The sequence below is a fragment of the Xanthomonas fragariae genome, from assembly GCF_900183975.1.
Lineage (GTDB): Bacteria > Pseudomonadota > Gammaproteobacteria > Xanthomonadales > Xanthomonadaceae > Xanthomonas > Xanthomonas fragariae.
Genome location: NZ_LT853882.1, coordinates 2567382 through 2583104, shown reverse-complemented (window position 1 = coordinate 2583104; position 15723 = coordinate 2567382). Strand labels below are relative to the sequence as shown.

The 15723-nt window shown below is 65.4% G+C and carries 9 protein-coding genes and 1 pseudogene; 9 read left to right on the top strand and 1 reads right to left on the bottom strand.

The window, feature by feature from the left end:
- Positions 1–12 precede the first annotated feature (12 nt).
- From tssM to PD885_RS11920, 3 genes are read left to right on the top strand one after another with little or no spacing between them, the layout of a single operon-like run.
- Positions 13–3750 carry a type VI secretion system membrane subunit TssM gene (gene tssM / locus PD885_RS11930; protein ID WP_002801812.1) on the top strand — a complete coding sequence of 1246 codons (3738 nt, stop codon included), beginning with the start codon at positions 13–15 and terminating at the stop codon, positions 3748–3750.
- Positions 3747–4730, top strand: coding sequence for a type VI secretion system-associated protein TagF (gene tagF / locus PD885_RS11925; protein ID WP_002801810.1), 984 nt, complete (start codon positions 3747–3749; stop codon positions 4728–4730). The genes tssM and tagF overlap by 4 nt, the downstream gene beginning before the upstream one ends.
- Positions 4727–5521, top strand: a complete 795-nt coding sequence (locus tag PD885_RS11920; protein WP_040761886.1) for an OmpA family protein — start codon at positions 4727–4729, stop codon at positions 5519–5521. The genes tagF and PD885_RS11920 overlap by 4 nt, the downstream gene beginning before the upstream one ends.
- 52 nt (positions 5522–5573) lie before the next feature.
- On the opposite strand, the gene tssA is transcribed toward PD885_RS11920, so the two are convergent.
- A complete protein-coding gene (gene tssA, locus PD885_RS11915; protein ID WP_002801806.1) occupies positions 5574–6653 on the bottom strand; it encodes a type VI secretion system protein TssA in 1080 nt (359 codons plus the stop codon).
- Positions 6654–7164: 511 nt separating this feature from the next.
- On the opposite strand from tssA, the gene PD885_RS11910 reads away from it, so the two are divergent.
- The 6 genes and pseudogenes from PD885_RS11910 to PD885_RS11885 form a co-directional block, all read left to right on the top strand.
- Complete coding sequence (locus PD885_RS11910; protein ID WP_002801804.1) at positions 7165–7629, top strand: YiaA/YiaB family inner membrane protein; 465 nt, start codon at positions 7165–7167, stop codon at positions 7627–7629.
- A gap of 67 nt (positions 7630–7696) precedes the next feature.
- Positions 7697–10492 carry a type VI secretion system Vgr family protein gene (locus PD885_RS11905; protein ID WP_088056900.1) on the top strand — a complete coding sequence of 932 codons (2796 nt, stop codon included), beginning with the start codon at positions 7697–7699 and terminating at the stop codon, positions 10490–10492.
- Positions 10493–10498: 6 nt separating this feature from the next.
- Complete coding sequence (locus PD885_RS11900) at positions 10499–11407, top strand: DUF4123 domain-containing protein (RefSeq protein WP_088056899.1); 909 nt, start codon at positions 10499–10501, stop codon at positions 11405–11407.
- 151 nt (positions 11408–11558) lie between these two features.
- Complete coding sequence (locus PD885_RS11895; RefSeq protein ID WP_159093876.1) at positions 11559–12062, top strand: hypothetical protein; 504 nt, start codon at positions 11559–11561, stop codon at positions 12060–12062.
- The gene (locus PD885_RS11890) at positions 12059–13471 is read left to right on the top strand and encodes a T6SS phospholipase effector Tle1-like catalytic domain-containing protein (RefSeq protein ID WP_088056897.1); all 1413 of its coding nucleotides are present in this window, start codon (positions 12059–12061) and stop codon (positions 13469–13471) included. Before PD885_RS11895 ends, PD885_RS11890 begins: the two co-directional genes overlap by 4 nt.
- 105 nt (positions 13472–13576) lie before the next feature.
- Positions 13577–15711, top strand: a pseudogene (locus PD885_RS11885) (DUF2345 domain-containing protein); the annotation flags it as partial.
- Positions 15712–15723: the final 12 nt, after the last annotated feature.

The window sequence follows — 15723 nt, the reverse complement described above, 5'->3', positions numbered from 1 at the left end:
GAACAGCGCCCGATGTTTAGCAATCTCAGTTATTACCTTCGCGACTACCGTCTCTGGATGGTTTTAGGCTTGCTCGCCGCGGGCGCAGTCGCCTACTTCGGCGCCGAGGGCTTGCGCGAAATCGGTCTGTGGGTGGCGGTCGCGCTGGCGGTTTGCCTGTTGGTATGGCTGCTGGTGTGGATCGTGCGCCGGATCATGGCGCGCCGCGCCGCGCGCAGCCTGGATGCGATGGTGCAAGGCGAAGCCGACCGCGCGGTCGCGGCCGCGCAACCGGCTACTCGCGCCGACACCGAAGCGCTGCGCTCGCGCATGTTCGAGGCGGTCAAGGCGATCAAGTCCTCGCGCCTCGGCGTGCTCAAGGGCAAGGCGGCGCTGTACGAACTGCCGTGGTACGTGATCATCGGCAATCCGGCGGCTGGCAAGAGCACCGCGATCCTGAATTCCGGGTTGCAGTTCCCGTTCGAGGACAATCGCGGCAACGTGATCCAGGGCATCGGTGGCACGCGCAATTGTGATTGGTACTTCACCACGACCGGTATCGTGCTCGATACCGCCGGTCGGTATTCGGTCAGTGTTGAAGACCGCCTGGAATGGCTCACCTTTCTCGCGCTGCTGAAAAAGCACCGGCCACGCGCGCCGATCAACGGCATCATCATCGCCGCCAGCATCGCCGAACTGTCCGGTAGCAAGCCCGAGTTCGCGATCGAGCTGGCCAAGAACCTGCGCCAGCGCGTGCAGGAAATCACCGAGCGCCTGGAAGTGTTCGCGCCGGTATACGTGGTGTTCACTAAGGCCGACCTGATCGCCGGCTTCTCCGAATTCTTCCACAATCTGGATCCGTCCGAGCGCGAGAACGTGTGGGGTGCGACCCTGCCCTATGATCCGACCGCCAATACCGATGCGCTGGCCGCGTTCGACATTCATTTCGACGAACTGGCCGAAGGCCTCAAGGAAATGAGCCTGGCGCACATGGCGATGCAGCGTGGGCGTCAGGTGTCGCCGGGCCTGCTGACACTGCCGCTCGAGTTCGTCGGCATCAAACCGGCGCTGCGCACCTTCATCGCCACGCTGTTCGAAGAAAACCCCTATCAGTTCAAGCCGGTGTTCCGCGGTTTCTACTTCAGCAGCGCGTTGCAGGAAGGCCATTCCGTGCACCACGCCTCCGAGCGCGTGAGCCGCCAGTTCGCGCTCCAGGCGCGTGCGCAGCCCGGCGAAGCGGTGCCGTCGGGACAGACCGCTTACTTCCTGAAACACCTGTTCCGCAAGGTCATCTTCGCCGACAAACAGCTCGTCCGGCAGTACTCCAGCCCGCACCAGAACCGCCTGCGCTACGGTGTCTTCCTCGGTGGCGTCGCCGTGCTGGCGTTGGCGCTGGGTCTGTGGACCTGGTCGTACACCACCAATGTGCAACTGGTGAACAACGCCACCAAGGATCTGGATCAGGCCGTGCGCGTGCAGGCCAACCGGGTCGACTTGCAATCGCGCATCGACGCACTGCTGCTGTTGCAGGATCGGCTCGAGCAGCTGGACCGCTACAAGCAAAAGGGCGGCATCACCTCCGGGCTGGGCTTGTACCAGGGCGGCAACATCCGCAAGAAGCTGCTGGCCGAGTACTACAACGGCATGCGCCAGGTGATGCTTGAGCCGACCACCGCCAATCTGGAGTCGTTCCTGGGGCAAGTAGTCGGCGAGCGCGACAGGCTCGGCAAGTCGGCCCGCCCGCAGCAGGCCGCGCAGCAAGACAGCGTGCTGTATCAGGACGCGTCGCCGACCGATACCAACGACGCTTACAACGCGCTGAAGACCTACCTGATGCTGGGCAACCGCAAGCACGTGGAGAGCGCGCACCTGACGCAGCAGCTGACCCTGTTCTGGCGCGGCTGGCTGGACGCCAATCGCGGCCAGATGACCCGCGAGGAGATGACCCGCGCGGCCGAGAAGCTGATGACGTTCTACGTCGCCCAGGCCGAAGATGCGCAGTGGCCGCAGGTGCAGACCAAGGTCACCCTGGTCAACGACAGCCGCGAGGCGCTGACCAGGGTGATGAAGGGCCAGCCGGCGATGCAACGCGTGTTCGCGCAGATCAAGGCGCGCGCGGCGGCGCGCTTCCCCACGATGACGGTCAACGCGCTGATCGGCGAGGAAGCCAACAGCGGCGCGATCACCGGCAGCTATGCCATTTCCGGCGCGTTCTCGCGCGAGGCGTGGGAAGAATACGTCAAGGACGCGATCAAGGAAGCGGCCAATACGCAGCTCAGCACCACCGACTGGGTCCTGGACACGAGCGAGCAGAGCGACCTGTCGCTGGCCGGCAGCCCTGAGCACGTCGCGCGCGAACTGGTGAAGGCGTACAAGCAGGAATACGCGCAGGAGTGGCGCAAGTTCATCCAGGGCGTCAGCGTGGCGCCGTTCCAGGGTTTCGACCAGGCTTTGTCGCGGATGAATCGCATCGGCGATCCGGCCAACTCGCCGTTGCGCAAGCTGCTGGAAAAGATCAACGAGCAGACAATCTGGGACAACCCGATGGCCGACGCCTTATCGAAGAAGGCGTCCGGCGGGGCCGTCGCCTGGTTCCAGCGGGTGATCCTGCGCAGCGATCCGGCCGACGCCCGCAAGGCTGAGCAGCAGCCGGTCGGCCCGATCGGCAAGACCTTCGAGGGCCTGGCGCGGCTGATGACCAAGCGCAAGGACGAGCCGGCGGTCATCGATGCCTACTTCGATAAGTTGGCCAAGTTGCGCACGCGCATGAACGCGATCAAGAACCAGGGCCAGATCGGCGTCGGCGCGCGCAAGCTGATGCAGGACACCTTCAGCAACGAAGGCTCTGAACTCAGCGCCGCGCTGACCCTGGTGGACGAGCAGATGCTGACCGGGCTGGATGAAACCCAGCGCGACGCGATGCGTCCGTTGTTGCTGCGTCCGTTGACCCAGACCTTCGCCGCGCTGGTGCCGCCGACCGAGAACGAGATCAACCGGGTGTGGGCGGCGCAGGTCTACGAACCGTTCCGTAACGGCATCGGCCAGCGCTATCCGTTCAACCTCAACACGGACGTGGATGCCGCCCCCGGCGACGTGGCTGCGATCTTTGGCGCCAGCGGCGCGATCGCCGCGTTCAACAAGGACGCACTCGGCACCTTGGTGATCCAGCGCGGCAACCTGCTCGAATCGCGGCGTTGGGCGGGCATCGGCATCGCCTTGTCCAGCGAACTGGTGGCCAACTACGGCAACTGGGTAAGCGGCCAGTCCGGCGCGGTGGCCAAGGACGTCAGCATCTTCGAGATCCTGCCGACGCCGGCGGTAGGCGCGATCGAATACACCATTGACATCTCTGGCCAGACGCTGCGCTACCGCAATACCCCGCCGCAGTGGATGACCATGCAGTGGCCGAACGCCGGTGCGGTGCCCGGTGCCAAGATCACCGCGGTCACCAGCGACGGGCGCAGCGTCGAGATGTTCAATGCGCCTGGCGACAATGGCCTTAGCCGCTTGATCAAGGCAGCCGCCCAGGAACCCGTGGACGATGCCACCCGTCGCTTCACCTGGAGCGACCAGGGCGTGTCCATCAGCGTGCAGATGCGCATCGTGCAGAGTGCCGGCAAGGCTACCGGGGGCGGCGACTGGCAGCGTGGCCTGCAACTTCCGGCTACGGTGGCCGGTAGCCCGACAACCGTAGGTGCCGATGCGCCAGCGGCCGCTGCGCCGCGCGGTCCGGTTCCGGCGGGTGCACCCGCACAAGAAGGTGGCCAATGAGTCGCGAAGTCAGTGTAGGCGTTTCCTACTTCGGCAAGGTACCTTCCCGCGGCGATTTCGTGCGCGCGGCCGACAACCATCAACTGCTCGGCTGGCTCGACCGCTGGGCGGGCCTGAGCGTGGATCTGCTGAGCCAGAACCCCGACTGGAAGCGGCTCTATGACGAAGCGCCCGACATCCACTACGCGTTCCTGGGCTCGCGCAGCAAGATGGTGCTGTGCGGGCATTTCCAGCCCAGTCGCGATGCGTCGCAGCGCCGCTTCCCGTTGCTGTCGGCGGTCCGTCTGGAGGCCAGCGAGCCACTGTCGTTCATCGCCCGCAGTCCGCTTGCGATGTCCAAGGTCTGGTCCGGGCTGTCGCGGATGGCCAAGCAGGCGATGGTCGCGGACGATGCCGGCCCGGCGCTCACCGCGCTCGCCGACACCCGCTACACGCTGAGCACCGACGCGTCGGCGTACAACGCCACCTTCAACGACTTCCTCGATATCCAGACGGTCGGCTCGATCGAGGCTTTGCTGCGCGCGGCCGGCCATCCCGACGTGTCGTTGAAGAAACTGCTGCCGGCACTGGGCCTGCTGCTGCAGCCGATCCTCGCCGGCGGCAACGTGTCGGTGGACAAGGCGCTGGAGCTTCCGCTGGTGCAGGACGCGTTGTACCGGCCGCTGCTGGCCGCGTTCTGGCTGGACATCGTCGCCTGCTTCATTGCGCGCGGCGATTTCGAACTGGCGGTGCTGATTCGCAACGATGCCGCACCGCGCATGCTGATCGGCTTCAACGGTGCCGACCACCAGGCGCTGCGCGCAGCGCTGGACCCACGCGAGGCCGGCGATTTCCTGATCCGCGTGCAGGACGCCGATTGGGTCGAGGACTACCTGCACAGCGATTACAACCTCAACAAGCTAGCCAGCTATCTGGATCGGGGCGACCTGGCATTGAAGACGGCCCGCAAGTTGTTCGGCGAGACTTTCCTGGGGACATGAACATGCGACACCTGAGTGCCAAAACCTTCGCCCTGAGTGGCCTGATAACCGCGTTCGCCGCCTCCGCCCAGGTCGCCGCGCCTGCCACGGGCAGTGTCGGCGAACGCCCGGTGATCGTGGAGGGCGTGGTGCCGGATCAGGCCACCAAGGCCCGCATCCTGAAGAACCTGCAGGACACCTACGGCACTGCCCGCATCGTCGATCGGGTGCAGGTCGAGTCGATTCCCTCGCCGCCGAACTGGGATGAGTACGTCGCCAAGATGGTGTCGCCAGGACTCAAGCGCGTGTCTGCCGGCAAGCTCGAGGTCAACGGCCAGGCGGTGCGGATCAGCGGGCAGGTGGTCAACGAAGCGCAGCGGCAACAGGTCGCCAGCGACCTGAGCCTGGCCAGCAACACTTCCTACACGGTGACCAACAGCCTCAAGCTCGGCGGCTCGGAACAGGGCGTGCTGGACCAGACGCTGGGCAACCGCATCATCGAGTTCCAGAGCGGCAGCGCGCGGCTGACGCAGCTGGGCATGCGCATCCTCGATGAGATGGTGGAAAAGATGTCGCAGATGAACGACGCGCGCTTCCTGATCATCGGCCACACCGACAATGTCGGCCAACGCGAAAGCAACCTCGCGCTGAGCCAGGCGCGCGCGCAGGCGGTGAAGGACTACATGGTGCAGAAGGGCATCGACGGCGCGCGCATGAACGTGCAGGGCAAGGGTCCCGACCAACCGGTGGCCGATAACGCCAGCCCGGACGGGCGTGCGCGCAACCGGCGTATCCAGTTCAAGATCCAGTAGGCGCCTGTGCGGCCGTCCCCCGCGACGCGCGGGGACGGGGCGGGTTCGTAACCTACTGCTCCAGGTTCTGGTTGACGTCCAGCATCTCTTCCATCTGGTTGAGGACGCTGTCGTCTTTGATCACCCGCTTCAGCCACACGTGCAGCGGCATCTCGCCCCAGCGCGCGGCTTTTTCGGCCAGGTAGGCGACGGGGCTGTGCGGTTCGGTACGCCGGAAGAATTCGGCGACCTGACGTAGTTGCGCCAACGCCTCCTTGCGGGTGGTCGGTGCACCGTCCGGCCCGCGTGGCGCCGAGGGCGCTGGCGGCGCCGACGGCGCGTCCTTGTCAGCGGCCGTGCCGAACCCGATGCCCGGCATGTCGTGCTGGCCGGCATCGGCCTCGCCATCCAGCAGCAGCCCGGCATCGCGGGCGAACCGCGCCACGGTGCGCTGCAGGTGTTCCAGCTGCTCGCGCACCGCGCTGAAGCTGGGTCCGTCGATGCCTAGGCGATCGTCCACCGCCGCCTGCAGCGACTGCAGCGCTTCGGCGCAATTGAGTAGCGCATCGACCAACTGCCGGTAGAAATCGTGAGGCGTATCGCGCCGTGCGGCCTCGAGCAGGTCCAGGCTGGGCTGGCCTTCGTCGTCGCCGGATCCGGCATTGGCGCTGCGGGTATGCGCGGCCTCGAAATCGTTGAGACCGAAACGGCCCTGCGGTCCCGAGGCGATCGGCACCGCGCGCAACCAATGCAGCGAATTGGTCAGCAGCCAGCTCAGGTTGCCGATGCGCTCTTCGTGGTCGCCGTCGACGACCAGCGGGTGCACCTCGTCCCAGTACCGGTCGCACAGCCCGGCGATCAGCCGGTAACCCAGCGCCAGCCCGGCGAAGCCGTCGATCTGGGTGGTCGCCTCGGTCATCCAGCCGGCCAGGCGTAGGTCCTTGGTACGCGTCTGCAGCAGATCGCCGCACTGGCGGGCGACGCTGGACCAGTCCGCATACTTGATATCGGTCTGCCACGCGCCCTGGTCCAGGGTCGGATCGTCCGAGCGCCTGGCTTCCTGGATGCGATCGAACTCGATGGAGAAAGACAGGTCTTCGCCGGCCGGCTGATGGTCGGAAATCGGCGCCAGCAGGGCATCCAGATCCAGCATGGCAGTTCTCGTCGGTAAGGGGCGTTGGAGATTCTAGCGTGCCTGGAGTGGGGCGGCGGGCCAGATTTTTTTCTGAAAAACCTGGCGGCGGGAGCTGTCGCGCTACCTGCGGCGCGCGCTGCGCAGCGGCCCGTCGTCAGGTCCGGCTTGACGCATGCGGTTGCCGCCGCCACGTCGTCGTCCCTAGCGGGGCGCCTGCGAGTCCGCTTGCCGGCGGCGTGGGCGGAAACCCTTGACCGATATCGCCTTTGCGCGAGAATCGACGCGTCGGTGCCAGCGCCGACCCTGTCATCGAAGATCCCCGGGCCGGTAACCACGCGTGGACCACGCTGCCATCCTGGTCTATTGTTCGTGGCGTCCGGCGACTTTGCGCTGCCGTATCCAGGGGGGAATCCCTGCAGCGCCACCCGACGGATGCCATGGGGCGTTTTCGAATTGGAAATGCCGGCAATGCAGACGGCGCAAGCGTGCCATGGAAGCGGACTTTTTCATTTTTCCAAGGAGAGTGATCATGCGAACGCGTATTGCCAACAAGCCGTCCGTGGCCTTCGTCCGCGCATCGCGGGTGCCGCTGCTGGGTGTTGGTGCCGATGTGCTGGGCCTGTGGAACGCCGCAACGATGCGCAACGCGAAGGGCTACGACGTCACGCTGCTGTTGTTCGGCGTGTTCGCGGCGGTATCGATACGCAAGCGCGTGCGCGATCGCGTCGACGGCATTCCCATGACGGCGATCCGCGATGGACTGGCCTGGTTTTTATGGACTGGCCTGGTTTTCGGTCGCCGCCGCGCTGTCGCGGCTGAGCATCGGTCTGTCCAACGCAACGCTGACCCTGAGCGCAAAAGGCGTCTACGCGGAAGAACAGGCGCCACAAAGCCGGTACGTCGGTCGAGCCGCCAGGATTGCCCGAGCAGCCCTAAGCTGAGGGGACGCCGCAGAGGGCGGACCGTGATGCCCGCCGCAGGATTCGTCTGTTAAATTCGCCCTCCAGGGGCAGGAAACGATGTTGCCCGGGGCGGTATGGCCCGGGGACAGAGGTGTTGTGATGGAAGCACTGAATGCGTTGATTTCTCAGGCGGCCTTGCTGTCCGACAGCGGTCGCCTGTACCGCCTGCAGCTGCCTGGCGGGGATGTCCAGGTGGTGGAGCGCTGGAGCGGGTCGGAACGCCTGAGCGAGGGGTTCGTGTGGTGGGTGGACGTGCTGAGCACACAGGCGAACTTGCCGCTGGAGGCGTGGCTGGGGCGTCGCGCGACGCTGTACACCCGGCTGGCCGATGGCGGCGAGAGCCCGCGCACGGGGCTGATCCACGAAGCGTACGAACTGGGCAGCGACGGCGGTCTGGCGCGCTACCGGGTGGGCCTGGTGCCGTGGACGTGGTGGTTGTCGCAGGGCCGGCACAGCCGGGTGTTCCAGGAGCGCACGCTGGTGCAGATCGTGGAGGCGGTGTTCGCCGACTACGCGCCGATGGCGAGCTGGCAGTGGAGCGACGAGGTGAGCGGGTTCCTGGCCCAGGCGCGGCCGCGCAGCTACTGCGTGCAATACCGCGAGAGCGACCTGGATTTCGTGCAGCGGCTGCTGGCCGAGGAAGGGCTGGGCTGGCGGCTGCAGGAGGCGGACGCGTCGCCCGGCGGGCACCAGCTGGTAGTGTTCGCCGACAGCGCCGCGCAACCGCAGGACCCCAGTTCGGCGCAGGGCGGCGGGCTGCGCTACCACCGCAGCGACGCCACCGAGGCGGCCGACAGCGTGTTGGCGATCGGCGCCACCCGGCGGCTGGGCAGCGGCCGGCTGACCGTGCTCAGCGAAGACTTCAAGACGCGCCAGGCGCGCAGCGCGCAACTGCCGCTGCACGGCGGCGGCGGACAATCGCTGCGCGAGCTGTACGAGCCGGTGGGGATGTACGCCTTCGCCAGCGCACAGGAAGCGGACCGCTATGCAGGGTTGATGGCGCAGGCGCAGGAGGCGCAGTGGTCGCCGTGGCAGGGCCGCAGCACGGTGCGCACGCTGCGCGCCGGTACCTGGTTCACGCTGACCCAGGCGCCGCAGCTGCTGACGCGGGTGTGGCATGCGGGCATCAACAACCTGCCGGTGGACGTGCGCGCGGCGGCGCAGGCGCAGCTGGGCGCCGCGCCGGCATGGCCGGACGCCAGCGCGGTGGCGGCACGCAGCACCTGGGCGCAGGCCGAGGCGGTGGGCTACGGCAACGCCTTCGAGGCGGTGGACCGGCAGCAGCCGTGGCGGCCGGTGCTGGCCGACGGCACCGGCGCGCGGCTGAACCCGCGGCCGACCGCGCCGGGCTACCAGAGCGCCATCGTGGTCGGCGCCGATGGCAGCACCGGCGGCAGCCAGGAGGTCCATGCCGACGCGCTGGGCCGGATCCGGGTCAGGTTCCACTTCCAGCACGACGCGTCGGCCCCGGCGGCGCAGGACAGCACCTGGCTGCGGGTGGCGCAGCGCTACGCCGGCCCGGGCGTGGGCAGCCAGTTCCTGCCACGCATCGGCCAGGAAGTGCTGGTGGGCTTCCTGGAGGGGGACATCGACCGTCCGGTGGTGCTGGGGGCGCTGTACAACGGCAAGGGCGAAGCCGGCGTTCCCGCCACCCCCGGCGGCACCAGCGCCGAGGCCGACACCCGCCTGTATGCCCAGGCCGGCGACGGCCGACCCAGCGCGCAGGCCAACCTGGCCGGCGGCCACGCCCCGGCCTGGCACGGCGCCGGCGGCGGCACGGACAACCACCGCAACGCCACCGCGCTGTGGGGCGTGCAATCCAAGGAATGGGGCGGCGCTGGCCACAGCCGGCTGGTGTTCGACGACAGCGACCAGCAACTGCGCTTGCAACTTGCGACCACGCAGGCGGCCACGCAACTGAACCTGGGGCACCTGATCCACCAGGCCGACAACTACCGCGGCAGCTTCCGCGGGGAAGGCTTCGAACTGCGCACCGACGCATGGGGCGCGGTGCGCGCCACCTCGGGGTTGTGGCTGAGCAGCTACGCGCGCAGCAGCGGCCCGGCCGGCGAGGCGACCCAGCCCAGCGCGCTGCTGACCCAGCTGCAGACGCTGGGCAAGACGTTCTCGCAGGCGGCGGGCACGCACCAGACGGTGACGCTGGCCGCGCACGAAGGCGTCGGCCAGGCGAACCACTCCAAGCTGATCGCCGATCAGGCGCCCTTGCAGGCGTTGCTGACCAGCGTGAAGACCACGGTGCCGGGCACGGCCTACGCCGACGCCAAGGGCGCGGCGGCCGAGCGCAGCGCCAGCCCGGGCGACGGCCGCGTACCGCACACCGGCGATGCGCTGCTGGGCCTGGCGGCGCCGGCGGGGATCGGCGTGGTGGCCGGCCAGGGCCTGCACTGGAGCGTGGGCGAGACGCTGACGCTGGCCAGCGGTGCGGGCAGCGAAGCGGCCATCGCCGGCAACGCGCGCCTGCACAGCGGCCAGGCGATCGGCGTGCTGGCCGCGGCGGTGGACGGCGGGCAAACGCAAGCCAACAGCCTGAGCCTCGTCAGCGGCGAAGGCGCGCTGGACGTGCAGGCGCAGTCGGACGAAGTGCGGGTGCAGTCGAAGGAAGGCTTGAAGCTAGTCAGCGCCAATGCCGAAGTGGAACTGGCGGCGGGCAAGACCATCCACCTGGCGGTGGCTGGCGGGGCCAGCGTCACCATCGAAGGCGGCAACCTCACCTTCGCCTGCCCCGGCACCATCACCGTGCAGGCGAGCAAGAAGTCGTTTGTTTGGCCGACCACGCTCAACCGCAGCTTCGTCGCTTGGCCGAAGAGCGAGCTAAATGCTCCGTGCATGCAGCAAGCAGCAGCGACCAATAGCGCATTCGTGCGGGTGGACTGAACCCGCATGAAGCACCCTCGCTTACCCGACGCCGACGCCTACCAACGCTGGGTGCTTACGCATCTGGGCGAAGGCCAACAGTTATTTGCCTTGATCGACCCGGCACGCTACGCCGATATCGATGACTGCCAAAAAGCCTTGGGCATCAAACCGCACATGTTTGCGGAACTACCCAATCTGTATGAGAAATATGCGCTGTCCATCCGCGCACACGGCCCGCGCTTGCTTTCCGCACCGATCGCCTCTCTGGTGTGGGACAACGTGTTTTCCCAAGCATATCTGCGCCAGTCAGCCAGCTTCCTGATCGCCGATCGTTCCGCAATCTTGCTGGATCACCTGCGAACCCTCACACGCCTACGGCAGCCAGATGGAGGAAATCTGCTGTTTCGCTTTCAGGACGTGATCGTGATGTCGGCGCTCGCGCCGGTGCTCGGCCCTGTACAGCAGACAGCCTGTGTTGGGCCCGCGGTTGGATGGTTCATGGTTGACGTCTGTGGCGTACCGCATCGACTTCAACGCATGGAGCAAAGACCCCAATGGCCAGCGCTTGCACTGACACAGGCCCAACTCGCGCGTCTGGACGATGCGCTCGCACCCTACACGATCATCCATCAAGCCAACGAAACCGATGAGACCCTATTACTGGGACTGAGTCCTTGCGCGCGAGTCCGTCTGGTGCGTGCCCGCATGCATCGGGCACGCCGCCATGGGTTGGAACGCGAAGACGATATCGCGCTGTATTGTGTATTGAGCCTGCAACTTCCCGCAGGCTTCGATCGCCGAGGGCCGTTAGCCGAGGCATTGGCGTCCGCACGTCACAATGGCACCGGATTCGGCGAAGAGATCGATCGGGTACCGGTCAACCGGTGGCGTGAATGGGACGAAGAGCTGGACTTAGGCCGTAGCACGGCATAATCGCCCCCTTGTTATCGAGAGACCAGCGCACGCATCCATCGCTACCGTGCGTTGTCAGAACCAAGAACCGTGGGACTTAACTATGAACATGCCAAACACCCCTTCGCAGGTCATCCGCACCGCACTCACTCCCCGCGTTGTACTCGCTGTCATGATCCTTGGACTGGCTTGGCCTTTGGCGGGATGTGGGCAGTCTAAGCAGGAAGGAAAGATGAGCGGATTAACTGCTGTAGTTTTCAACTATTCAGACGAGCCGATTGCAGCAATTAAGGTAGACGGCGAAACCCTAGGCGGCCCGTTCGAATCAGCTCGACCGGGTGACGTGAAGGGCGGGGGGCGAGACTGCTGCACTTCACTGGATCCTCATCGCAAAGAACTTCCTGTCATTGTCCAGCCGGCAATCGGCGGCGAATACTTAATTCAAGCCGTGGTAGAACAGCCATGGCCAAAGGATGCGAATACAGTGATCGTACATATCCTCCCGAAACGCAAGGTAGTCATCGAAACCACACTAGGGGCCTCCATAGCTCCTCGTAGCGACCTACTTAACGCGAGACTGGCGGAACTGGGAATTAAAAAAGAAGTAAACGCCGACGAATACATGTTGCCCGGAAGAAGTAGCTACAGCGAATACATGGAGGTAAAAAAGCAATGAGCGGAGACCCCAACGTCATAGCCCCACGCGTTCGTGCAGTGGAGAACATGGTCGCAAGGGCAAGGGAGAAAACGCGCACAAAAAGTGGCGGACCGGCCTGCGTAAATTGCCATGTACCGTTATGGATTAGCTTCTTCTTTGACGGCACCGGCAACCATCGCAACAATGACTTCCCTCGTAATCACAGTAATATCGCAGCACTTTACGACGCACAAATTCTAGAGCCTACGAAAGCCATTATTTCCCTTTATTACGAGGGCATCGGAACGCCTTTCGAATTCAAGGACCGCTATGAGCGGAAGCCAATTGCAACTCGGGGAGGAACTGTCGCCTGGACTGACGAGACCGGGTGCAAGGAGGACGAAAGCAGTTGGAACAAAGGTTTCGGAACGGGTTTAGAGAGCCGCCTAGAAAAGGCGCTATTCGACTTCCAATTGGCGATCGAAAACCAACAATCCCTCACGCGTGTCGACGAAATTAATGTTGCGGCTTTTGGCTTTTCCCGTGGTGCTACTGAGGCGCGGGCGTTCGTAAATTGGCTCGCGAACCATAGCAAAGTTAAGATTAGCGGCAATAGTCTAACCTATGATGGAATTCCTTTAAGCTTCAAATTTCTCGGAATTTTCGACACCGTTGAGTCAGTAGGTGGCGCCGGAGTAAACAAACGCCCTGAACTTGTAAAGATAAGCCTCCCAAGCTACGTGCAAAAATGCCTGCATATCGTAGCTGCTCACGAGCTGCGCAACGCCTTCCCTCTCACCCATCTTGGCACGAATCGCTACACACAAGTTGTCTACCCAGGTGCTCACGCGGATGTTGGCGGAGGCTACAGCGACAAGGAACAGGGCCGTACGAATAAGCTGGCACGCATAGCACTACTTCAGATGCTGGATCATGCCAGAGGCACTGGATTAAAGCTCCGATCGGTTGAGGAGATGCAACAATCTGCATTTTGGCATAGCCGCTTTGCGCCTTCTTACGATGTGAGTACCGAGCATCATGCTGCCCTTCAGGGATACCTGAGTAATGTCAAGAAGAAAAGCGGCTTAATCAAAGAAGTCATGACGTCGCACATGGAGCTTTACTGGGGTTGGATCGATGCAGGCTTGGCCATGCAGGATCTCGAACAGAAGCGCGAAGCGCTTCCGAATGGCTACCTTAACCCTGACGACAAACCCTTGCGCACAATGGAGCACTTACTTCGATACCAGGGACGCACGCAAGCGGCGCGCACAGGCACTCCCAATGTCGCGGGTAGGCGAACTGTAGCTCCGGAAGTCGAGCACTTCTTCGAGAATTACGTACACGACTCCTACGAGCACTTTTCACTCTCAGGCGGAACGTTGATGACAGATATGACAGCAGCCGATTACTACAAAATTCGTACGATCCTTGCCCCACATGCCTGAGACGGCCGCTCAAGGAATGGGGCAGCGATGGTCATCACCTGCTGCTGTTCGACGATAGTGACGGGCAACTGCGCACACAGCTGCCCACCGCCCAGGCGGACAGGCCGGCACAGCCGGGTGTTCCAGGAGCGCACGCTGGTGCAGATCGTGGAGGCGGTGTTCGCCGACTACGCGCCGATGGCGAGCTGGCAGTGGAGCGACGAGGTGAGCGGGTTCCTGGCTCAGGCGCGGCCGCGCAGCTACTGCGTGCAGTACCGCGAGAGCGACCTGGATTTCGTGCAGCGGCTGCTGGCCGAGGAAGGGCTGGGCTGGCGGCTGCAGGAGGCGGACGCGTCGCCCGGCGGGCACCAGCTGGTAGTGTTCGCCGACAGCGCCGCGCAACCGCAGGATCCCAGTTCGGCGCAGGGCGGCGGGCTGCGCTACCACCGCAGCGACGCCACCGAGGCGGCCGACAGCGTGTTGGCGATCGGCGCCACCCGGCGGCTGGGCAGCGGCCGGCTGACCGTGCTCAGCGAAGACTTCAAGACGCGCCAGGCGCGCAGCGCGCAACTGCCGCTGCACGGCGGCGGCGGACAATCGCTGCGCGAGCTGTACGAGCCGGTGGGGACGCGCTGGGCCGGATCCGGGTCAGGTTCCACTTCCAGCACGACGCGTCGGCCCCGGCGGCGCAGGACAGCACCTGGCTGCGGGTGGCGCAGCGCTACGCCGGCCCGGGCGTGGGCAGCCAGTTCCTGCCACGCATCGGCCAGGAAGTGCTGGTGGGCTTCCTGGAGGGGGACATCGACCGTCCGGTGGTGCTGGGGGCGCTGTACAACGGCAAGGGCGAAGCCGGCGTTCCCGCCACCCCCGGCGGCACCAGCGCCGAGGCCGACACCCGCCTGTATGCCCAGGCCGGCGACGGCCGACCCAGCGCGCAGGCCAACCTGGCCGGCGGCCACGCCCCGGCCTGGCACGGCGCCGGCGGCGGCACGGACAACCACCGCAACGCCACCGCGCTGTGGGGCGTGCAATCCAAGGAATGGGGCGGCGCTGGCCACAGCCGGCTGGTGTTCGACGACAGCGACCAGCAACTGCGCTTGCAACTTGCGACCACGCAGGCGGCCACGCAACTGAACCTGGGGCACCTGATCCACCAGGCCGACAACTACCGCGGCAGCTTCCGCGGGGAAGGCTTCGAACTGCGCACCGACGCATGGGGCGCGGTGCGCGCCACCTCGGGGTTGTGGCTGAGCAGCTACGCGCGCAGCAGCGGCCCGGCCGGCGAGGCGACCCAGCCCAGCGCATTGCTGAGCCAACTGCAGACGCTGGGCAAGACGTTCTCGCAGGCGGCGGGCACGCACCAGACGGTGACGCTGGCCGCGCACGAAGGCGTGGGCCAGGCGAACCACTCCAAGCTGATCGCCGAGCAGGCGCCCTTGCAAGCGCTGCTGACCAGCGTGAAAACCACGGTGCCGGGCACGGCCTACGCCGACGCCAAGGGCGCGGCGGCCGAGCGCAGCGCCAGCCCGGGCGACGGCCGCGTACCGCACACCGGCGATGCGCTGCTGGGCCTGGCGGCGCCGGCGGGGATCGGCGTGGTGGCCGGCCAGGGCCTGCACTGGAGCGTGGGCGAGACGCTGACGCTGGCCAGCGGTGCGGGCAGCGAAGCGGCCATCGCCGGCAACGCGCGCCTGCACAGCGGCCAGGCGATCGGCGTGCTGGCCGCGGCGGTGGACGGCGGGCAAACGCAAGCCAACAGCCTGAGCCTCGTCAGCGGCGAAGGCGCGCTGGACGTGCAGGCGCAGTCGGACGAAGTGCGGGTGCAGTCGAAGGAAGGCTTGAAGCTAGTCAGCGCCAATGCCGAAGTGGAACTGGCGGCGGGCAAGACCATCCACCTGGCGGTGGCTGGCGGCGCCAGCGTCACCATCGAAGGCGGCAACCTCACCTTCGCCTGCCCCGGCACCATCACCGTGCAGGCAAGCAAGAAGTCGTTCGTGGGGCCGGTCGAAAAGTCCTACAAGCTTCCCGTTCCCGGAGCGACGCCGTACAAGCTGAAATACGTGTTGCGTGACTACACGGGTGAACCGCTCAAGAGCGCCGACTACGCGATGTATCTGGCTGATGGCTCGGTGGTGACCGGCAAAACGAATGCACAAGGCGAAACCGAACAAGTGATCACGGATGGTCCCGACAGCGTGCATCTGATGGTTTCCGACGAACGTCACGAAGGTTATTACAAGGTGTCAGATGGCAACGCATGAGGCTGCAACGAC